At 67.3% G+C, this 18,261-nt stretch carries 20 protein-coding genes and 1 tRNA gene; 14 read left to right on the forward strand and 7 right to left on the reverse strand.

What is annotated here, in order from left to right:
• Positions 1 to 73: 73 nt before the first annotated feature.
• Positions 74 to 2,692, forward strand: a complete 2,619-nt coding sequence (locus VXD91_RS06930) for a glycosyltransferase family 1 protein (RefSeq protein WP_346415037.1) — start codon at positions 74 to 76, stop codon at positions 2,690 to 2,692.
• The gene (locus VXD91_RS06935; protein ID WP_346415038.1) at positions 2,689 to 3,534 is read left to right on the forward strand and encodes a virginiamycin B lyase; all 846 of its coding nucleotides are present in this window, start codon (positions 2,689 to 2,691) and stop codon (positions 3,532 to 3,534) included. The genes VXD91_RS06930 and VXD91_RS06935 overlap by 4 nt, the downstream gene beginning before the upstream one ends.
• Here VXD91_RS06935 and VXD91_RS06940 read toward each other — a convergent pair.
• Entirely contained in the window at positions 3,531 to 4,745 is a 1,215-nt protein-coding gene (locus VXD91_RS06940) for an NAD(P)/FAD-dependent oxidoreductase (protein ID WP_346415040.1), read from the reverse strand. The genes VXD91_RS06935 and VXD91_RS06940 overlap by 4 nt on opposite strands.
• Positions 4,746 to 4,847: 102 nt before the next feature.
• Here VXD91_RS06940 and VXD91_RS06945 point away from each other — a divergent pair, with 102 nt between their 5' ends.
• Positions 4,848 to 5,294 carry a MarR family transcriptional regulator gene (locus tag VXD91_RS06945; protein ID WP_346415041.1) on the forward strand — a complete coding sequence of 149 codons (447 nt, stop codon included), beginning with the start codon at positions 4,848 to 4,850 and terminating at the stop codon, positions 5,292 to 5,294.
• A 239-nt stretch (positions 5,295 to 5,533) separates the two neighbouring features.
• Here VXD91_RS06945 and VXD91_RS06950 read toward each other — a convergent pair whose 3' ends face one another.
• Positions 5,534 to 7,528: an ATP-dependent DNA helicase gene (locus VXD91_RS06950; protein ID WP_346415042.1), complete on the reverse strand. Its 1,995-nt coding sequence runs from the start codon at positions 7,526 to 7,528 to the stop codon at positions 5,534 to 5,536.
• Positions 7,525 to 8,811, reverse strand: a complete 1,287-nt coding sequence (locus tag VXD91_RS06955) for a nicotinate phosphoribosyltransferase (RefSeq protein ID WP_346415043.1) — start codon at positions 8,809 to 8,811, stop codon at positions 7,525 to 7,527. The genes VXD91_RS06950 and VXD91_RS06955 overlap by 4 nt, the downstream gene beginning before the upstream one ends.
• 44 nt (positions 8,812 to 8,855) lie before the next feature.
• Here VXD91_RS06955 and clpS point away from each other — a divergent pair, with 44 nt between their 5' ends.
• The 8 genes from clpS to VXD91_RS06995 all read left to right on the forward strand — a co-directional run bounded on the left by clpS (position 8,856) and on the right by VXD91_RS06995 (position 14,851).
• Positions 8,856 to 9,167, forward strand: coding sequence for an ATP-dependent Clp protease adapter ClpS (gene clpS, locus VXD91_RS06960; protein ID WP_133428166.1), 312 nt, complete (start codon positions 8,856 to 8,858; stop codon positions 9,165 to 9,167).
• 2 nt (positions 9,168 to 9,169) lie between these two features.
• Positions 9,170 to 9,751 (forward strand): DUF2017 domain-containing protein, encoded by a 582-nt coding sequence (locus VXD91_RS06965; protein ID WP_267325362.1) that lies wholly within the window; start codon positions 9,170 to 9,172, stop codon positions 9,749 to 9,751.
• On the forward strand, positions 9,748 to 10,767 hold the full coding sequence (locus tag VXD91_RS06970; protein WP_267325361.1) for a P1 family peptidase: 1,020 nt from the start codon (positions 9,748 to 9,750) through the stop codon (positions 10,765 to 10,767). Before VXD91_RS06965 ends, VXD91_RS06970 begins: the two co-directional genes overlap by 4 nt.
• A gap of 25 nt (positions 10,768 to 10,792) precedes the next feature.
• Positions 10,793 to 11,452 carry a rhomboid family intramembrane serine protease gene (locus tag VXD91_RS06975; protein WP_226521073.1) on the forward strand — a complete coding sequence of 220 codons (660 nt, stop codon included), beginning with the start codon at positions 10,793 to 10,795 and terminating at the stop codon, positions 11,450 to 11,452.
• Between the two features lie 138 nt (positions 11,453 to 11,590).
• Positions 11,591 to 12,358, forward strand: coding sequence for a cyclic nucleotide-degrading phosphodiesterase (locus VXD91_RS06980; RefSeq protein WP_061007274.1), 768 nt, complete (start codon positions 11,591 to 11,593; stop codon positions 12,356 to 12,358).
• 39 nt (positions 12,359 to 12,397) lie between these two features.
• Positions 12,398 to 13,180 carry a ribonuclease PH gene (rph, locus tag VXD91_RS06985; protein ID WP_226521074.1) on the forward strand — a complete coding sequence of 261 codons (783 nt, stop codon included), beginning with the start codon at positions 12,398 to 12,400 and terminating at the stop codon, positions 13,178 to 13,180.
• On the forward strand, positions 13,170 to 13,778 hold the full coding sequence (gene rdgB, locus VXD91_RS06990) for an RdgB/HAM1 family non-canonical purine NTP pyrophosphatase (protein ID WP_226521075.1): 609 nt from the start codon (positions 13,170 to 13,172) through the stop codon (positions 13,776 to 13,778). Before rph ends, rdgB begins: the two co-directional genes overlap by 11 nt.
• A 488-nt stretch (positions 13,779 to 14,266) precedes the next feature.
• A complete protein-coding gene (locus tag VXD91_RS06995) occupies positions 14,267 to 14,851 on the forward strand; it encodes a hypothetical protein (protein ID WP_329602607.1) in 585 nt (194 codons plus the stop codon).
• Between the two features lie 41 nt (positions 14,852 to 14,892).
• Here the strand turns inward: VXD91_RS06995 and VXD91_RS07000 are convergent, their stop codons facing one another.
• Entirely contained in the window at positions 14,893 to 15,513 is a 621-nt protein-coding gene (locus VXD91_RS07000) for a TetR/AcrR family transcriptional regulator (protein ID WP_346415044.1), read from the reverse strand.
• Between the two features lie 55 nt (positions 15,514 to 15,568).
• On the opposite strand from VXD91_RS07000, the gene VXD91_RS07005 reads away from it, so the two are divergent.
• Complete coding sequence (locus VXD91_RS07005; RefSeq protein ID WP_346415045.1) at positions 15,569 to 16,456, forward strand: haloalkane dehalogenase; 888 nt, start codon at positions 15,569 to 15,571, stop codon at positions 16,454 to 16,456.
• Between the two features lie 3 nt (positions 16,457 to 16,459).
• Here the strand turns inward: VXD91_RS07005 and VXD91_RS07010 are convergent, their stop codons facing one another.
• Complete coding sequence (locus VXD91_RS07010; protein ID WP_346415046.1) at positions 16,460 to 16,798, reverse strand: DUF3817 domain-containing protein; 339 nt, start codon at positions 16,796 to 16,798, stop codon at positions 16,460 to 16,462.
• Positions 16,795 to 17,166, reverse strand: coding sequence for a hypothetical protein (locus VXD91_RS07015; protein ID WP_346415047.1), 372 nt, complete (start codon positions 17,164 to 17,166; stop codon positions 16,795 to 16,797). Before VXD91_RS07015 ends, VXD91_RS07010 begins: the two co-directional genes overlap by 4 nt.
• A 106-nt stretch (positions 17,167 to 17,272) precedes the next feature.
• Between VXD91_RS07015 and VXD91_RS07020 the strand changes: the two genes are divergently transcribed.
• Entirely contained in the window at positions 17,273 to 17,617 is a 345-nt protein-coding gene (locus VXD91_RS07020) for a helix-turn-helix transcriptional regulator (protein ID WP_064857922.1), read from the forward strand.
• Here the strand turns inward: VXD91_RS07020 and VXD91_RS07025 are convergent.
• A complete protein-coding gene (locus VXD91_RS07025) occupies positions 17,614 to 18,078 on the reverse strand; it encodes a hypothetical protein (RefSeq protein WP_064857923.1) in 465 nt (154 codons plus the stop codon). The genes VXD91_RS07020 and VXD91_RS07025 overlap by 4 nt on opposite strands.
• An 88-nt stretch (positions 18,079 to 18,166) precedes the next feature.
• Here VXD91_RS07025 and VXD91_RS07030 point away from each other — a divergent pair.
• Positions 18,167 to 18,250, forward strand: a tRNA-Leu gene (locus VXD91_RS07030).
• The last annotated feature ends 11 nt before the right edge of the window (positions 18,251 to 18,261 follow it).

The following is an 18,261-nucleotide window of genomic DNA, read 5'->3' on the forward strand; positions in this document are numbered from 1 at the left end:
GCGGCTGGATGCGTTGTGCACAGTCGCTGAACTGACCCTGCACGTGAAAAAAATGTCAGTAAGGTTGGCTCGTGTGAAAGCCCTCCGCCGGTTCACCGTCCGTGCCCACCTGCCCGAACGCCTCGCCGCCCTGGAGCGGCTGTCCATCAACCTGCGCTGGTCCTGGCATACACCGACCCAGGAGCTGTTCGCGGAGATCGATCCGGTGCTGTGGGAACAGGTCGGCGCCGACCCGGTGGCGTTGCTGGGGGCCGTCAGCCCGGCGCGGCTGGACGAACTGGCGGCGGACGACGACTTCGTCTGCCGGGTGAACCACCGGGCCGCCGAGCTGGACAGCTATCTGAGCCGCCCGCTCTGGTACCAGGAGCAGGCCGACCTCGCCGAGGACGGCGGCCCCGCCATGCCGAAGGGCATCGCGTACTTCTCCATGGAGTTCGGCGTCGCCGAGGTGCTGCCCAACTACTCGGGTGGTCTGGGCATCCTCGCGGGCGATCACCTCAAGTCGGCGTCGGATCTCGGCCTGCCGCTGATCGCGGTGGGGCTGTACTACCGGTCCGGCTACTTCAAGCAGTCGCTGACGGCCGACGGCTGGCAGAACGAGAACTATCCGTCGTTCGATCCGCAGGGCCTGCCACTGCGGCTGCTGACCGGCGCCGACGGCCAGCCGGCGTTGGTGTCGCTGAATCTGCCGGAATCGCAGGTGCTGCGGGCCCGGGTGTGGGTGGCGCAGGTCGGGCGAGTTCCGTTGCTGCTGCTCGACTCTGACATTCCGGAGAACGATCACGAGCTGCGTTCGGTCACCGACCGGCTGTACGGCGGCGACCAGGAGCACCGGATCAAGCAGGAGCTGCTCGCCGGTATCGGTGGCATCCGCGCGATCCGGGCATTCACCGAGATCGAGGGCATCCAGGCGCCCGAGGTCTACCACATGAACGAAGGCCACGCGGGTTTCCTTGGCGTGGAACGCATTCGGGAGTACATCAGCGGGTCGGGACTGGACTTCGAAACAGCGCTGACGATCGTCCGGTCGTCGACGGTGTTCACCACCCACACCCCGGTGCCCGCGGGCATCGACCGGTTCCCGGTGGAGATGGTCCGCCGCTACTTCGACGACACCGTGGCCTCGCCGCTGCTGCCCGAGGTGCCGCTGTACCGGGTGGTCGCGTTCGGTGCCGAGGACGACCCGGACAAATTCAACATGGCGCACATGGGTTTACGGCTCGCACAGCGCGCCAACGGGGTGTCGCTGCTGCACGGCCGGGTCAGCCGCGGCATGTTCAACGAACTGTGGCCGGGCTTCGATCAGTCCGAGGTGCCGATCGGGTCCATCACCAACGGCGTGCACGCGCCTACCTGGGCCGCGCCGCAATGGCTGGAGTTGGGGCGCGAGCTGGTCGGCGTCGAGGGGATGGAGGCCGTCGATCAGGCGGCCGGAGAGCCGCAGCTGTGGCAGCGGTTGCACGACGTCGATCCCGGTCACCTCTGGTGGATCCGGTCCCAGCTGCGCGAGATGCTGATCGCCGATGTGCGCGCCCGGCTGCGCCGTTCGTGGCTCGAGCGGGGCGCCACAGAAGCCGAATTGGGATGGATCGTAAACGCTTTCGACCCCTCGGTGCTGACCATCGGCTTCGCGCGCCGAGTGCCGACGTACAAGCGGTTGACGTTGATGCTGCGCGACCCGGAACGGCTGGAAAAGCTGCTGCTCGACGAGTCGCGGCCGGTGCAGCTGATCGTCGCAGGCAAGTCGCATCCGGCCGACGACGGCGGCAAGGCGTTGATCCAGCAGGTGGTGAAGTTCGCCGACCGGCCCGAGGTGCGGCACCGGATCGCCTTCCTGCCGGACTACGACATGTCGATGGCCCGCCTGCTGTACTGGGGCTGCGATGTGTGGCTCAACAACCCGCTGCGTCCGCTGGAGGCATGTGGCACCTCGGGCATGAAGAGCGCGCTCAACGGCGGGCTGAACCTCTCGATCCGCGACGGCTGGTGGGACGAGTGGTACGACGGCGAAAACGGTTGGGAAATCCCGACTGCCGACGGCGTCACCGATGAGACGCGTCGCGACGACCTCGAGGCCGCGGCGCTGTACGACCTGATGGAGCACTCGGTGGCGCCGAAGTTCTACGAGCGCAACGAGCACGGCGTGCCGATGCGGTGGGTCGAGATGGTGCGGCACACGCTGCAGTCGCTCGGACCCAAGGTGCTGGCGTCGCGCATGGTGCGCGACTACACCGAGAAGTACTACGCCCCTGCGGCACGGTCGTTCCGGCGCACGGTGGAGCCGATCGACGGTGTGCCGTTCGGTGCGGCCCGCTCGCTGGCGGCCTATCGCCAACGGGTGACCGAAGCGTGGCCGAAGATTCAGATCACCGACGTGGACAGCTACGGCCTGCCCGACACGCCGCTGCTGGGTTCGGAGTTGTCGCTGACCGCCACGGTGCAGCTGGCCGGTCTGCGCGCCGATGAAGTTGTGGTGCAAGCGGTTCTGGGCCGGGTCGATGCCGGCGACCAGTTGGTCGACCCGGTGACGGTGCCGATGGCACACACCGGTTCCGGTGAGGGTGGCGTCGAGGTGTTCTCGGCGACCACGCCGCTGCCGGTGGCCGGACCCGTCGGGTACACCGTTCGGGTGTTGCCGCACAACGCGCTACTGGCCGCCGACAACGAGCTCGGGCTGGTCACGCTGGCGTGAGTGCACTGACTGTTGCGGTCGATGGTGGACCGTACGCGCTGGCGGCCGGCCCGGATGGCGCGATGTGGGTGACGTTGGTGACGGCGGGCTCGGTGGCCCGCATCGACGCCCGGGGTGACGTGCGGCGGTTCGACGTCGGCGCCGACAGCCGCCCGATGCAGATCTGCGCGGGTCCCGACGGTGCCGTGTGGTTCACCTGCGCCGGCACCGACCGGCTGGGCCGGATCACCGGTGACGGCGCCCTGTCATTCGTCGAATTGGATACGGGCAGTGCGCCGTTCGGCATCACCGTCGGGCCCGACGATGCGGTGTGGTTCACCGCCATGGACGCCGGGACCGTCGGCCGCGTCGGTGCCGACGGCGTCGCGGAGGTGGTCGCCGTGCCGCGCGGGATGCCGTCGATGATCACCGCCGGTGGTGACGGCGCGTTGTGGTTCACGCTGAATCAGAAGTCCGCGATCGGCCGCGTGACGGTCGCCGGCAAGCTCTCGACCCGGCCGACGCCGACACCTTCGGCGGGGCCGGTCGGCATCTGCGCGACCCACGATGATGCGGTGTGGTTCACCGCAATTGGCGCCGATAAGTTGGGCCGTATCCCGCTGAACGACGCCATCCAGGAACTGGACCTGCCGGGCAAGCCGCACGCGGTGGTCGCCGATGAGGCCGACGGCGTTTGGGTGAGCCTGTGGGGCGCCGACGCGATCGGGCGGGTCACCGCTGATGGGGAGGTCTCGACCTTCGACCTGCCGCCCGGCAGCGAGCCGCACGGGTTGGCTGTCGATCGCGATGGCGCGCTGTGGGTGGCGCTGGAATCCGGGTTCGTGGTGCGGCTGCCCGTCTAGCGCGCCGCCGGCTGGATGGTCTGGTCGAAGTCGATGTGGTGGCCCTGCAACCACATCATCGAGCGGCCACCGTCTTTCGCCGCCTGCCGGAACACCACCGGCAGGACCAGGTCACGAAGGAGCCGGCCCACCGGTCCCGCGGCCTTACTGTTGGCCGACCGGTGCCCGTGCTGGACGATCTTCTCCACGCGGCTTCGGCGCAGCGACTCGAACGTCGTGAATGCCGTTGGGATATCAGGGCAATCGCGCAGGCACTGCGCGAGAACCACGGCGTCCTCGACGGACATCGACGCGCCCTGGCCGGCCGAGGGCGCGGTGGCATGGGCGGCGTCGCCGATGATGATCTGGTTGCGGTTGTTGTGCCAGCGTTTCACCACGGGCAGGTCGTAGGTGGCCCACCCGACCATCGGGCCGGGCGCGGCGTCGATGATGTCGTGCGCCGGCCCGACGTCGCCGGACATCAACTGATGCAGCCAGTTTCGCCAGTCGGCATCGGTCATGTCGGACAAGGCGCCGCGTGCAGGCTCGCGCGCCAGCAGCGGGTTGGCGAACCAGACGGTGCCGCCGTCCGGGGTGGGAAACCAGGCGAAGAAACAGCGGGTGCCGAACTGCATCCGGAATTCCCGCGGAGGCACGTCGACGGTGAAGTCGGGGATGTAGCCGCCGACGTTGAGTACCGGCACGTAGCGGGGCGCGCGTGCCGCCGGATCGATCGTGCGGCGCACCGTGGAGTGAATACCGTCGCAGCCGATGAGCAGATCGCCGGTCGCGCTGCTGCCGTCGGCGAACTGAGCCCGGACCCGGCCGTCGGAAGCCGTTGTTGCGGAGACGAATTCCTTGCCGTAGTCGTATCGCGCGCCACGTGCCGCGGCCAGCGTATTGAGTTCCCGGTAGAGATCCGCGCGACGCATCATGACCGACAGTTGCCCGTCGGGGCGTTCTGCGGCCATCGGGATGCGGCCCAGCTCCTTACCGCTGCCGGTGATGAAACGGATGGTGTCGTTGGGATAGCCCAGGTTCTCGAGTGGGCCGGCCGCGTCGACGGCCCGCAGCGCGTCCATGCCGTTGGCCTGGAAGTTCAGCCAGGCCCCACGCAGATCGGCACCCGACGGGGAACGCTCGTAGAGGTGCGCGTCGATACCCACGCGCTGCAGCGCGATGGCCAGCACCGGGCCGGCGACTCCGGCGCCGATGATGAGTGCTTCGGTCATACGCGTTCCTCGGTTCGTACCCGGATGGCTTGACGATCAGATAGCTTGATCATCAAGCAATAGAATGAAAGGTGGATTGCTCGATTGTCAAGCGAAAATCCGGTGGCCGACCGTTTGGGTGCGGCGGTGCAGGACTACCAAGCGGCGGTCGATGACTTCGACCGCGAGGTCGCGCGCCTGCTCGGCATCAACACGACGGATGCGCGATGCCTCGAGATCCTGATCCAGGAGACATCCGGCCTCACGCCGCGAGAGCTGGCCGACCGGTTGGGTCTGACCACCGGCAGCGCCACGACGATGCTCGACCGCCTGGAGAAGGTCGGTTACGTGACGCGCTCAGCGCACCCCACCGACCGGCGCAAACTCCTGGTCCACGCCACCGCGACTGCGCGCGAGCGTGCGTTCGCACTGATCGGCCCGCTGGTCGCTGAGGGGGAGCGCACCCTGCTCGGTCGCTACAGCGCCGAACAACTGGAGCTGATCACTGAATTCCTTACGCGGGCAGCTGAATTGCAGCGCCAGCACGTCGCGCGGTTGCGTGGGGTGTGACCGACTTTCGGCGTGTCGGCTCTGTCTGGGACATGTCGCGCCTGGACCCGTCAGCATGTGCTGACAGTGTCACCACATGCTGACGATGTCAGCCATTGCTGACAGGTCCGGGGGCGACATGGTGGGGAGAGACCTCGGTGCCTTGCGGCTCGAGCGTGAGCTGTAGGCGCGCTGACCCTGGCCGCGTCCCGCCGGCGGCTCGACGCGAACGCCGCACGGGTTCTCGCTCGAGAGCCCCGTCAGCTCGACGCGGCCAGCCGCTCCAGCGCACTGCGCACCCGGACCGGATCGGTGGTCGACCAGTACGGCGGCAGCGACGACTGCAGGAACCCGCCGTAACGGGCCGTCGCCATCCGCGAATCCAGGATGGCGATGACACCGCGGTCGTTGACACTGCGCAGCAGCCGCCCGGCGCCCTGCGCCAACAACAGTGCCGCGTGCGATGCCGCCACCGCCATGAACCCGTTGCCGCCGCGCGCCGCGATGGCCCGCTGTCGCGCCGTCAACAGCGGATCATCGGGGCGGGGGAACGGAATTCGGTCGATGATCACCAGCGACAACGACGGCCCGGGCACGTCGACGCCCTGCCACAGCGACAGCGTGCCGAACAACGAGGTCTCGGCGTCTTCGGTGAAGCGGCGCACCAGGGTTGATGTCGAATCGTCGCCCTGGCAGAGCACCGGGGTGTCCAGGCGCTCGCGCATGATCTCGGCCGCGGCCTTCGCGGCCCGCATCGACGAGAACAGTCCGAGGGTGCGTCCGCCCGCGGCGGTGATCAGCTCGTAGATCTCGTCGAGCTGTTCGGCCGGAGCGGCGTCGCGGCCCGGCGGCGGCAGGTGCTTGGCTACATAGAGGATGCCCGACTTGGCATGGGAGAAGGGCGATCCCACGTCCATGCCCTTCCACTTCGGCGGTGTCGCGGTCGAGTCCTCGGGCACCGACAAACCCCACGCCCGGGCCATCGATTCGAAGCGCCCGCCGATGGTCAGCGTCGCGGACGTCAGCACCGCGGTCACCTCACCGAACAACCGGCCACGGAGCAGCCCGGCCACCGACAACGGCGCGACGCGCAGGATGTATCGCACTGAGCCTCTGGACTCTTCACGATCGAGCCACACCACGTCGTAGCGGTCGGGGATGGCCGGCACGAACGAGTCGATGATGCGCGATGCGGTGTCACTCAGGTCGGTCAGCGCGGTGACGGCCTCGCTGCGCGCCGCGGCCGCGGTGGGATCCGACGGCGCCGTATCGATCGCCATCTTGACCTTGTCCGTCGAGTCCCGGACCACCGTCAGGTACGTGGCCAGTTCGTCGTCGAGCACGTCGATGCGGCCGGGCTCCATGTCGTGGATGGCCGACCCGAGCGTGGCGATGGCAGCCTCGAGACGTTCTGCCAGTTCAGGTTCCACCAACCGGGCGGCCCGGCGGTGCGCCACCGCCATGGACGTGGCGGACAGCTCGCCGGTGGCCACACTGGTCACGCGGTCGACCAGCTCGTGGGCCTCGTCGACCACCAGCAGCTGGTGTTCGGGCAGGACGTTGACCTCGGAGATCGCATCGATGGCCAGCAGTGCGTGGTTGGTGACGATGACGTCGACCGCGCCGGCCTTGGCGCGGGCCTTCTCGGCGAAACAGTCTGTGCCGTAAGGGCACCGGGTGGCGCCGATGCATTCGCGGGCGCCGACGCTGACCTGTGACCAGGCCCGGTCCAGCACGCCCGGCACCACCTCGTCGCGGTCGCCGCTCTCGGTGTCCGACGACCACTCGATGAGCCGCTTGACGTCGCGGCCCAATGCCGACGCGGCGACGGGGTTGAACAGTTCCTCCTGCGGGAGATCCTCTTCGACGGTTGCGCCGCTGTGAACCTTGTTCAGGCACAGGTAATTTCCGCGGCCTTTGAGCAACGCGAACTCGGGGCGGCGGGGCAGGTGCGGAGCCAGGGCATCGGCCAGGCGGGGCAGGTCGCGGTCGACCAACTGGCGTTGCAGTGCAATGGTCGCCGTCGACACCACAACCGGCTGATTCGACGCGATCGCATGCGCGATCGACGGGACGAGGTACGCCAACGACTTTCCGGTGCCGGTGCCGGCCTGGACGGCCAGGTGCTCACCCTTGTCGAAGGCGTTGCCGACGGCTTCGGCCATCTCGATCTGGCCGCTGCGTTCGGCGCCACCGAGGGCGGATACCGCGATGGACAACAGCCCCGAAACCGTCGGATCGGTCTTGCGGCTCACGCGCCCACCAGTCGGGTCGGGATGGCCGGTTCGCCCGCGGAGAGCTTGAGACCATCCCACGGCAAGCTGTGCAGCCCGGCCGCGACGCGGGCGCGGGCGTCGTCCAGCGACGAGTCGTACACGACCGCACCCGAACGGACCAGCGGCACCGTCAGCACCCGCCCGTCGTCGGTGGGCACTGCATCGGCGGGGTGCACCACCTCTTCGACGATGGTTCCCGAATCCTTGGCCAGCCGCATCGCGGCTTTGCGGCCACCGTGAGATTCCTTGTGGCTGCTGCGTTTTGCCACTGGCATGCCGTCGACCTCGACCAGTTTGTAGACCATCGACGCGGTCGGCGCACCGGAGCCCGTCACCACCGACGTACCCACGCCGTAGACGTCGACCGGCGCGGCGGCGAGGCCGGCGATCGAGTACTCGTCGAGATCGCCGGACACCACGATGCGGGTCTTGGTCGCGCCCAACCCGTCGAGCTGGTCGCGCACCTGGCGGGCCATGACGCCGAGGTCGCCGGAGTCGATACGCACCGCACCGAGCTCAGGTCCGGCCACGGCGACGGCGTTGGCCACGCCCTGGGTGATGTCGTAGGTGTCCACGAGCAGCGTCGTCCCGACGCCCAACGCGTCGACCTGGGCGCGAAACGCGGCAACCTCGTCGGGGCCGCTCGCCGCGGTGTGCACGAGGGTGAAGGCGTGCGCACTGGTGCCCCGCGCGGGGACGCCGTAGGTCCGCTGTGCCTCCAGGTTCGACGAAGCGAAGAACCCGGCGATGTACGCCGCCCGCGCGGCCGCGACGGCCGCCTGCTCGTGCGTGCGCCGCGAGCCCATCTCGATGAGTGGCCGGCCGGTCGAGGCGCTGACCATGCGGGCGGCGGCCGAGGCGATCGCGGTGTCGTGATTGAAGATTGACAGCACCAGGGTCTCGAGGATCACGCACTCGGCGAACGTGCCGTGGATCGACAGCACGGGAGAATCCGGAAAGTAGAGCTCACCTTCGGGGTAGCCGTCGATGTCGCCGCGGAACTCGTAGTCGGCCAGCCAGCGCAGCGTCTCGGCGTCCAGGAAGTCCAGCGACGCCAGCGCCGCGTCGTCGAACCGGAACTCGGCGAGTGCGGAAAGGAACCGCGCGGTCCCGGCGACCACACCGTATCGGCGCCCGAAGGGCAGTCTCCTGGCAAACACTTCGAACGACGCGCGGCGATGTGCGGTGCCGTCGCGCAGGGCGGCAGCGAGCATGGTGAGCTCGTATTTGTCGGTCAGCAACGCGGCGGTCACAGACCTCACCGTACTGGTTCTGCGAGCCGCGACCACCCGGCTATTCTGGGCTCATGGTTCTCGGTGCCAGCTCGTCGACGGTAGTCGCGCGGACAAGCCCGGCGACTGATGTCGAAGAGGTGGCCGGCCTGGACAGTCCGTGGGTGACCATCGTCTGGGACGACCCGGTGAATCTCATGACCTATGTGACGTACGTCTTCCAGAAGCTGTTCGGTTACAGCGAGGTGCGCGCCACCGAGCTGATGATGCAGGTGCACACCGAGGGCAAGGCCGTCGTCTCGGCCGGCAGCCGGGAGTCGATGGAGGTCGACGTCACCAAACTGCACGCAGCCGGACTGTGGGCAACCATGCAGCAGGACCGCTGAGCGTGCGCAAGTGGAAGCGCGTCAACACGTCGTCGGGCGTGCGTATCAAGTCCGGCCTGGAAGCGCACGAGGTCCAGATGCTGCGCAATCTGGTCGGCTCGCTCATCGAGATGCTCGACGAGCGCGAATCCTCCTCACCGCGTGACGAACTCGCCGAACTGACCGGCATGAAGATCGGACCGTCGCAGGCCCCTGACGACGACACCATGCGCCGGCTGCTGCCGGACTTCTACCACGACCCGGCCAAGCACCCGGACGGCCGCGCCGCCGGGGAGAGCCTCAACGGTGCCCTGCGCAGCCTGCATGAGCCCACCATCGTCGACGCCAAACGGCAAGCCGCGCAACGGCTTCTGGATTCACTGCCGAACCCGGCCGGTAAATTCGAGCTGACCGAGGAACAGGCCGAGGCCTGGGCATCCGCGATCAACGACGTCCGGTTGGCGCTCGGCGCCATGCTGGACATCGGACCCGATGGGCCGCAACGGCTTTCACCGGACCATCCGATGGCGGGGCATCTGGAGGTGTATCAGTGGCTGACGTATCTGCAGGAGTATCTGGTGCTGAGCCTGCTGGACGAGCGGTGACGGGCTCCATCACCGACGTCGCCGGCATCCTGGTCGGCAATCACCACCGCATCGAAGACGCCACCCTGGGCGGCGGCTGGGCCACCGGCACCACCGTCGTCGTCGCCCCGCCGGGAACCATCGGCGCGGTCGACGTCCGCGGGGGAGCGCCCGGCACCCGCGAGACCGACCTGCTCGACCCGTCCAACAGCGTGCAGCACGTCGACGCGATCGTGCTCACCGGCGGCAGCGCCTTCGGGCTCGCCGCCGCTGACGGCGTCATGACCTGGCTGGAGGAACACGACCGCGGGGTGAAGATGCCCGGCGGACGGGTGCCCATCGTGCCGGGCGCGGTGATCTTCGACCTGCCCGTCGGCGCGTGGGCGAACCGGCCGACGGCGCAGTGGGGTTATCAGGCCGCGGAGCAGGCCGGCACCGACGTGGCTACCGGCAACGTCGGCGCGGGCGCGGGCGCGCGTGCCGGAGCGCTCAAGGGCGGCCTGGGCACGGCGTCGGTGACGCTCGACAATGGCGTGACGGTCGGCGCGCTCGTCATCGTCAACGCGGCGGGCCATGTCGTCGACCCGCAGACCGGTCTGCCGTGGTCGGCCGACCAGATCGCCCGGTTCGGGCTGCGGCCGCCGCCGCCCGACCAGATCGAGGCGTACGCGAACCGGGTGAAGAACCCGAAGCCGCTCAACACGACCATTGCCGTCGTCGCGACCGACGCCGCGCTCAGCCCGGCCGGCTGCAAGAAGGTCGCCGTCGCCGCGCACAACGGGCTGGCGCACACCATCCGTCCGGCGCACACCGCCGTCGACGGCGATACCGTCTTCGCGCTGGCGACCGGGCAGGTACACATCGAGCCCGACCCCGCGACGCCGGAGCAGATGAATCCCGAGACGCGACTCATCTCCGAGATCGGGGCGGCCGCCGCCGACGCCCTCGCGACCGCCGTCATGGTCGGCGTGCTGGCCGCCGAATCGATCGCCGATATCCCGACCTACCGCGACCTGTTGCCGGGAGCCTTCGGATAGGGCGTTGCGCCGGTAACCTGGCCCTATGAGCTACGACTTGTCTCCCACGTCGTCGAAGCCGAAGCCGCCCGCGACGTGGAAGGTCGGCGGCGTCACGATCGTCAGCTTCGTCGCGCTGCTGTGGCTCATCGAAGGCTGGGATGCACTGCATCAGCAGCGGCTCAATCAGGACGGCATCCGCCCACTCGAGTCCGACGGGCTCTGGGGCATCTTGTGGGCGCCGCTGCTGCACGCCGACTGGGCGCACCTGATCGCCAACACCGGCCCGGCCCTGGTGCTCGGGTTCCTGGTGACGCTCGCCGGCATGGGTCGCTTCCTCGGGGCGACGTTGATCATCTGGATTCTCGGTGGCTTCGGGACCTGGCTGATCGGCAACATCGGTGCGCCGCGCGGCGTGGAGTCCGTCCACATCGGGGCGTCCGGGCTGATCTTCGGCTGGCTGACGTTCCTCATCGTGTTCGGGTTCTTCACGCGGCATGCGTGGCAGATCGTCGTCGGGATCATCGTGTTGTTCGTCTACGGCGGTGTGCTGTGGGGCGCGCTGCCGGGAACGTTCGGCGTGTCGTGGCAGGGCCATCTGTGCGGCGGCATCGCCGGCGTGCTCGCCGCGTATTTGCTGAGCAGTCCGGAAAGGGAAGCGCGCGAACGGCGTAAGGGTTCAGCCCTGCCGTCACTTCCGACGTAATTTGCTGAATTCGGAATTCGCCGCACGCGGTGTTGCCGGAAGCGTGATCGGTATCGCTTTCGGGACCAATCGAGAAACTGGCCGCCCAATGGTGGCGTCTTTTCGTCGCAGGACGTGTTGACGTGGCAAGCTAGGGGTGTGCGCCTCACCATTCTCGGTTGCTCCGGCAGCGTGGGTGGGCCGGATTCTCCGGCCTCGGGCTATCTGCTGACCGCGCCGGACACCACACCGATGGTCATCGACTTCGGTGGCGGGGTGCTCGGCGCGCTGCAGCGTCATGCTGATCCGGGCGCCGTAAATATATTGCTGTCACATCTGCATGCCGACCATTGTCTGGACTTGCCCGGGCTCTTTGTTTGGCGGCGGTATCACCCGAATCCTCCGGTTGGCCGCGCGTTGATGTTCGGCCCGGCGGCCACCTGGCACCGGCTCGGTGCGGCGTCGTCGCCCGAGGGTGGCGAGATCGACGACATCACCGACATCTTCGATATCCAGGTCTGGGTTGACGGTCAGGACGTCGAGATCGGCGCGCTGACGGTTACGCCCCGGCTGGTGTGTCACCCGACAGAGTCCTACGGCATGCGGTTCACTGATCCGTCTGGCGCGACGCTCGTCTACTCGGCCGACACCGGCTACTGCGACGCGTTGATCGATCTGGCCCGTGGCGCCGACGTGTTCCTGTGCGAGGCGTCGTGGACCGATTCGCCGGACCGTCCGCCGAAGCTGCACCTGTCCGGCACCGAGGCCGGACGCGCGGCCCGCGAGGCCGGCGTCAAAGAGCTGCTGCTGACGCACATCCCGCCGTGGACGTCCCGCGAGGACGTCATCAGTGAGGCCAAGGCCGAGTTCGACGGACCCGTGCACGGCGTCGTCTGCAACGAGTCGTTCGACATCACTCGTAGGTAAGGTCCCGCCCAGCTGTTCGTCGCCCGCTAGGGTTGTGCGGTGTCCCGACGAGAAGACGGTCGCCTTGACGACGAACTCCGCCCGGTAAAGATCACCCGAGGATTCACCAAGCACCCGGCAGGGTCGGTATTGGTGGAGTTCGGCGAGACGCGGGTCATGTGCACCGCCTCGGTATCCGAAGGGGTGCCGCGCTGGCGCAAGGGTTCCGGACTGGGCTGGCTGACCGCCGAATACGCGATGCTGCCGGCCGCCACGCATGACCGTTCCGACCGCGAGTCGGTGAAGGGCCGCGTCGGTGGACGCACCCAGGAGATCAGCCGGTTGATCGGCCGCTCGCTGCGCGCTTGCATCGACCTGAGCGCCTTGGGCGAGAACACCATCGCCATCGACTGCGACGTGCTGCAAGCCGACGGCGGTACCCGCACCGCGGCGATCACCGGCGCCTACGTGGCGCTGGCCGACGCCGTCACCTACCTGGCGGCGGCCGGACGACTGAAGGACCCGCGTCCGCTGTCGTGTGCCATCGCCGCCGTGTCGGTCGGTGTGGTCGACGGCCGGGTCCGCACGGATCTGCCCTACACCGAGGATTCGCGCGCCGAGGTCGACATGAACGTCGTCGCCACCGACACCGGGACCCTGGTCGAGGTGCAGGGCACCGGCGAAGGTGCGACGTTCCCGCGCTCGACGCTCGACAAGCTTCTCGATGCCGCATTGGCTGCCTGCGATCAGTTGTTCGCGCTGCAGCGCGAGGCACTGGAGCTGCCGTACCCGGGCGTGCTGCCGGAATCCTCCGCGCCGGCCAAGAAGGCATTTGGTGCCTGAGCTTTTGGTTGCTTCGCGGAATGCGAAGAAGCTCGTGGAGTTGCGGCGGGTGTTGGACGCCGCCGGCATCACGGGTCTGACGTTGTTGTCGTTGGACGATGTGCCGGCGTTTCCCGAGGCGCCTGAGACTGGGGCGACATTCGAGGAGAACGCGTTGGCCAAGGCAGTTGACGGATTCAATGCGACCGGAATTCCTTGTGTCGCAGACGATTCCGGGGTTTCGGTCGATGCGTTGAACGGCATGCCCGGGGTGCTGTCGGCCCGGTGGGCCGGTCGGCATGGGGATGATGCGGCGAACCTCTCGTTGTTGTTGGGCCAGATTCAGGACGTGCCGGACGAGCGGCGCGGTGCGGCCTTCGTGTCGTGCTGCGCGTTGGTCTCCTCGTCGGGTTCCGTGGTGGTGCGGGGCGAGTGGCCGGGCACCATCGCACGGGAGCCGCGGGGTTCAGGTGGGTTCGGCTATGACCCGATCTTCATCCCTGCCGGTGGTTCGGTGTCGGCGGCAGAGCTGACCCCGGCGGAGAAAGACGCGGCGTCGCACCGCGGTAGGGCGCTGGCGCAGTTGGTACCGGCGCTGCGGGAGTTGGCGGCGGGTTAGGTCGCTGCGGCCGCGCGTGGTCGCGCTTGGTCGGCTGCCCAACGCAACTGCAGGGCGGCATTCAGGCTAGATTTCCGCCGTCCAGTTGCGTTCGGGCGTTATCCACAGGCTCTGCTCGTCCGCGCTGGCGCTATCCACGAACTGCTGGGCACACTGCGCTGGTGGGGGAGCCATTCATTGGGAGTGAGGCGCTGGCAGCGGGGCGGTTGACGCGGCATCAGTTACGGACGAACTTCGTGGCCGTACACAAGGACGTCTATGTGCCGAGAGGTACGAGGCCGACCGCGATCATGCGCGCGAAAGCGGCGTGGCTGCGATCGAAACGTCGGGGTGTGCTCGCGGGATTCTCGGCGGCCGCGTTGCATGGCGCCGGGTTCATCGGGCCGGAGATTCCCGCCTACATCTGTGACCGCTACTGCCGCCGCGAGCGGGGTGTGGTGGTGTGGCGAGACTCTCCGGCTGACGACGAGGTATGCCGCATCGGCGAGATGTTGCTGACCACGCCATTGCGTACTGCGGTTGATCTGGCGCGAAAGCTCCCTGAGGATGTCGCTGTCGCGGCGATTGATGCGTTGGCCCGCGCGGCACGGCTGACGGTGGCTGACATTGAGTTGGCGGCGGCGCGTCATACCGGTCAGCGGGGCATTGTCCAGGCGCGGAAGACAATTGCGCTCGTCGACCCGAAAGCTGGATCGCCGAGAGAATCGGCGTTGCGGCTGTTGATCATTCGGTCGGGTCTCCCGAAGCCGGAGAGTCAGCACTCGGTTTACAACGAGTACGGCGCGTTGATCGGTGTTGTCGACTTCGCGTGGCCGGGGTTGAAGATCGCCGTCGAGTACGAGGGTGGACATCACACCGATCCAGAAGCGGTCCGCCGGGACATCGCGAGAATCGAGAGCATGGTTGAAGCGGGTTGGCTCGTGATTCGGGTGACTGCGCGCGACCCGGCGGGAGTGGTGTTGCGTCGGCTCATCAATGCGCGTGCATCGCGAGGCGCGGTCGACGATGAGGCCTGGCGGTTTCCGCGGGATGAGGCGGAAAGGGCGTGGCCCACGGAGATGCAGGCGTCGTAGCTATGATGCCGGGCTGCTCGAACGCAACTGCAGGGCGGCATTCAGGCTGGATTTCCGCCGTCCAGTTGCGTTGGGGTCAGGTACCCGTCGATGAAGTCGTGCAGCGCGGGGGCGAGGTGCGCGACGCCGGAGTCGTTGAGCTTGGCCAGCAGGATGATGCCCTGATACTGCGCGAGCAGGGCGTGCGCGAGCTGTTGCGGATCGGTGCCGGGGCGTAGCGCTCCGGCCGCTGCGGCCTCAGTAGCGATGACCGCCATGTGGTGTTCCATCGTCTTGAGGGTGTGCGCCAGGTGCTCGCGCAGATCGTCGTCGGTGGTGGACAGTTCGGCGGCGAAGTTGCCGAAGGGACAGCCCACGGCTCGGCCGAACTGCGCTTCGAGCGCCGACTGGATGGCGCCGATGGCGTCCGGGATCGCATGCAGCTTGTCGGCGGGTGTCGCGGTGGGGGAGCCGGTCAGCTGGCGTTGAAATACTTTGGCATGTAAGTCGATAACGGCTTTGGCAAGTTCCGATTTCGACGGAAAGTAGTGATAGAAACTGCCCTTTTTGATGTCGGTCGCACGGCACAGCTCGTCGACGCCGACGGCCTGGTAGCTGCGTTCGAGGAACAGGCGTGCAGCGGTGGCGACCAGACGGTCGCGGGCGTCGGAACTGCGGGGCACGGGCTCATCGTACTTAGTAGTTGACCGGTCGGTCAACAAGTGGCAAGTTGACGACATGACTACCGCTGAGGTCTTCCGTACGCCCGACGAACGCTTCGCGAATCTGCCCGGCTACGACTTCGCCCCGAACTACGTCGACGTCGACGGACTGCGCATGCACTACCTCGACGAGGGGCCGCGCGACGGCAGGCCCATCGTCTGCTTCCACGGCGAGCCGACGTGGGCGTACCTGTACCGCAAGATGATCGGCCCGTTCGTCGAGGCCGGGCACCGGGTGATCGTGCCCGACTACGCGGGCTTCGGGCGCTCGGACAAGCCGACCGATCGACGGTGGTACAGCTACGACCGGCACGTTTCGTTGGTGACGCAGGTGCTCGGCGGACTGGGCTTGACCGACGCCACGGCGGTCGTGCAGGACTGGGGCGGGCCGATCGGGTTGCGCTGGGCCACGGAGAACGCGGATCAGGTTGGGGCGCTGGCGATTTTCAACACCGGGCTGTTCACCGGCCGGGTGTCCAAGGGCTTCATGGCGTGGCGTGCCTTCGCGGAGGCCAACCCCGACTTGCCCGTCGGCTTCGTGATTCAGGGTGCGACGACAACCGAACTCTCGGAGGACATCGTGGCGGCGTACGACGCGCCGTTCCCCACGGTGGAGTCGAAGGCCGGCGCCGCACAGTTCCCGCTCCTAGTGCCCATCACCGAGGACGCCGCGGGTGCGACGGAGATGAAGGCCGTCACCGACGCGCTGTCGCGGTGGGAGAAGCCGACGTTGGTGGCATTCTCCGACCAGGACCCGGTGTTCCCGTATCCGCGCGCGGGCGAGGCGTTCGTCGACCTGCTTCCGACAGTCGACGAGCAGGTGCGGATCGAAGGGGCGTCGCACTTCCTCCAGGAGGACAGGGGCGAACAGCTGGCAGTCGAGGTGCTCAAGCACCTGGGCTGACGGTCAGAGGTCGAAGCGCTTCTTCACGTCTTCGGTGCGGAAGTGCTCGACGATGATGCCGATCAGCGGGACGGTACCGGCGAACAGGACGCCGATGGTCTGACCGAGGGGCCAGCGGACCTTGACCGCGAGGTTGAACGTGCAGAGCAGGTAGGCGAAGTAGACCCAGCCGTGGACGATGCCGATCCAGTTCAGGCTGGCGTCGTTGAAGATGTAGTGCGCGACCAGCTCGTAGCAGAGGGCGATGAGCCAGAGACCGGTCGCCCAGGCCATCACACGGTAGGCGGTCAGCGCCTTGCGGATGGTGTCTTTCGACAGGGCGGTCGGCTGCGACTCGGTCATGTGGTGGTCCTGTCCTGTTTGTCGTTCTCGGCCAGTTCGGCCAGGTAGGCGTTGTATTCGTTGAGAGTGGGGTCCGCGGTGTCTTTGGCGGCCTGGGGGCGCTCGGGCAGCAGGCCCTCGGGGATTTCGGTGGGCTCATTGGTGGCCGGCGCTACGGGGCCTTCGTCTTCGTAGCGGACGAACTTGTAGTAGCCGTAGAAGCAGAAAGCGCCGAACATCGGCCACTGCAGGGCGTAGCCCAGGTTCTGGAACGTGCCGGCGCTCGACTGGAAGCGCGACCACTGCCACCAGGCCAGGGCCATGCAGCCCAGGGCAGCGACGGTCACCAGCACGATGAGCGCTGGCCTCCTACGCCGTGTAGTGGACATATGGCAACGGTACCGCGCGGGGGTTTGGAGCGACGAATGCGGCGAAGCGACCGTCGCCCGACGTCACAGCATTGGCGTAACATATATGGCACGCATGGGAGGTGTCATGTCGAAGGTGTTTGAGAGGCTGCTGGACGAGCGGCTGCAGGACCCAGAATTCCGTCGGGAGTATGCGGTCGAGTCGGCGCGCATTGCCGCGATCGACGCTGTGATCAACGACCTCGATGACGCGCGCGAGGAATCGAATCTGAGCAAGGCTCAGCTCGCCCGCGCCATCGGTGCAAACCCCAGTGTCGTGCGGAGGCTGTTTTCAGCTCAGACCGTGAATCCGACGCTTGCCACGGTGGCAGAGCTGGCGGCCGTGCTGGGCTTGAAGGTGACGTTGACGCCGATGACGGCAGAAGAGCGAGAACGACTTACTGACCCGATACGGGCGGTAGTGGTCGGTTAGTTCTTCAGCGAACGCGGATTGCGGCTGAGATATTCGTCGCCGAGATCGCGAACCTTCTCGTAATCCTTGTTGCTGAACGTCGTTCGGATTGGCTTGCTCATACCTGTGATCACAGCCAAAATCGGCTGGTCGACAGCTTCGGCTGCGGTGTCGAGGCGACAGAACAGTCGATAGTGTCTGCGAGGTTTCGAGCCATCCACGCGGACTTCGTGCCAGCCGGTCATCGATCCATGCATCGCTTCCCAATGGCCACCGCCGGCGAACCGCTTCGGCGGTGCCTCGGCAACGGCTTTGAGGACCGCCAGCATCGTGGCTTGAACTTTGGTCGGACATGCGAGGAGGAAGTCGAAGCCTGGGGATGCATTGGATGGGTCATCGTCCGGATGTCTCTGGAAGAACTCGACCCGATGCGGGACATCGGACGGCAAGCTGCGACTTGGCGGCTTGTTGGTCCCAGCCATCCGGTGTCCTCCCCACGACCTGTCGAGCCAAATTACGACTGCCCACCGACAAGTTTCTGGCTGCAGAGGCCAGGTACCATCACTGCATGCGGGCGTGGCGGAATCGGAAGACGCCCGGGCTTTAGGTGCCCGTGTTCGAAAGAGCGTGTGGGTTCGAGTCCCACCGCCCGCACTCTTTTCCTT

The sequence above is a fragment of the Mycobacterium sp. SM3041 genome, from assembly GCF_039668335.1.
In the GTDB taxonomy this organism is placed as follows: domain Bacteria; phylum Actinomycetota; class Actinomycetes; order Mycobacteriales; family Mycobacteriaceae; genus Mycobacterium.

Bases quoted from the DNA above. Each gene is read 5' to 3' on its own strand.
- VXD91_RS07015 (WP_346415047.1), bottom strand. From the start codon at position 17,166: ATGTCCACTACACGGCGTAGGAGGCCAGCGCTCATCGTGCTGGTGACC.
- VXD91_RS06995 (WP_329602607.1), top strand. From the start codon at position 14,267: ATGTTGCTGACCACGCCATTGCGTACTGCGGTTGATCTGGCGCGAAAG.
- VXD91_RS07010 (WP_346415046.1), bottom strand. From the start codon at position 16,798: ATGACCGAGTCGCAGCCGACCGCCCTGTCGAAAGACACCATCCGCAAG.
- VXD91_RS06975 (WP_226521073.1), top strand. From the start codon at position 10,793: ATGAGCTACGACTTGTCTCCCACGTCGTCGAAGCCGAAGCCGCCCGCG.
- VXD91_RS07025 (WP_064857923.1), bottom strand. From the start codon at position 18,078: ATGGCTGGGACCAACAAGCCGCCAAGTCGCAGCTTGCCGTCCGATGTC.
- clpS (WP_133428166.1), top strand. From the start codon at position 8,856: ATGGTTCTCGGTGCCAGCTCGTCGACGGTAGTCGCGCGGACAAGCCCG.
- VXD91_RS07005 (WP_346415045.1), top strand. From the start codon at position 15,569: ATGACTACCGCTGAGGTCTTCCGTACGCCCGACGAACGCTTCGCGAAT.
- VXD91_RS07020 (WP_064857922.1), top strand. From the start codon at position 17,273: ATGTCGAAGGTGTTTGAGAGGCTGCTGGACGAGCGGCTGCAGGACCCA.
- VXD91_RS06940 (WP_346415040.1), bottom strand. From the start codon at position 4,745: ATGACCGAAGCACTCATCATCGGCGCCGGAGTCGCCGGCCCGGTGCTG.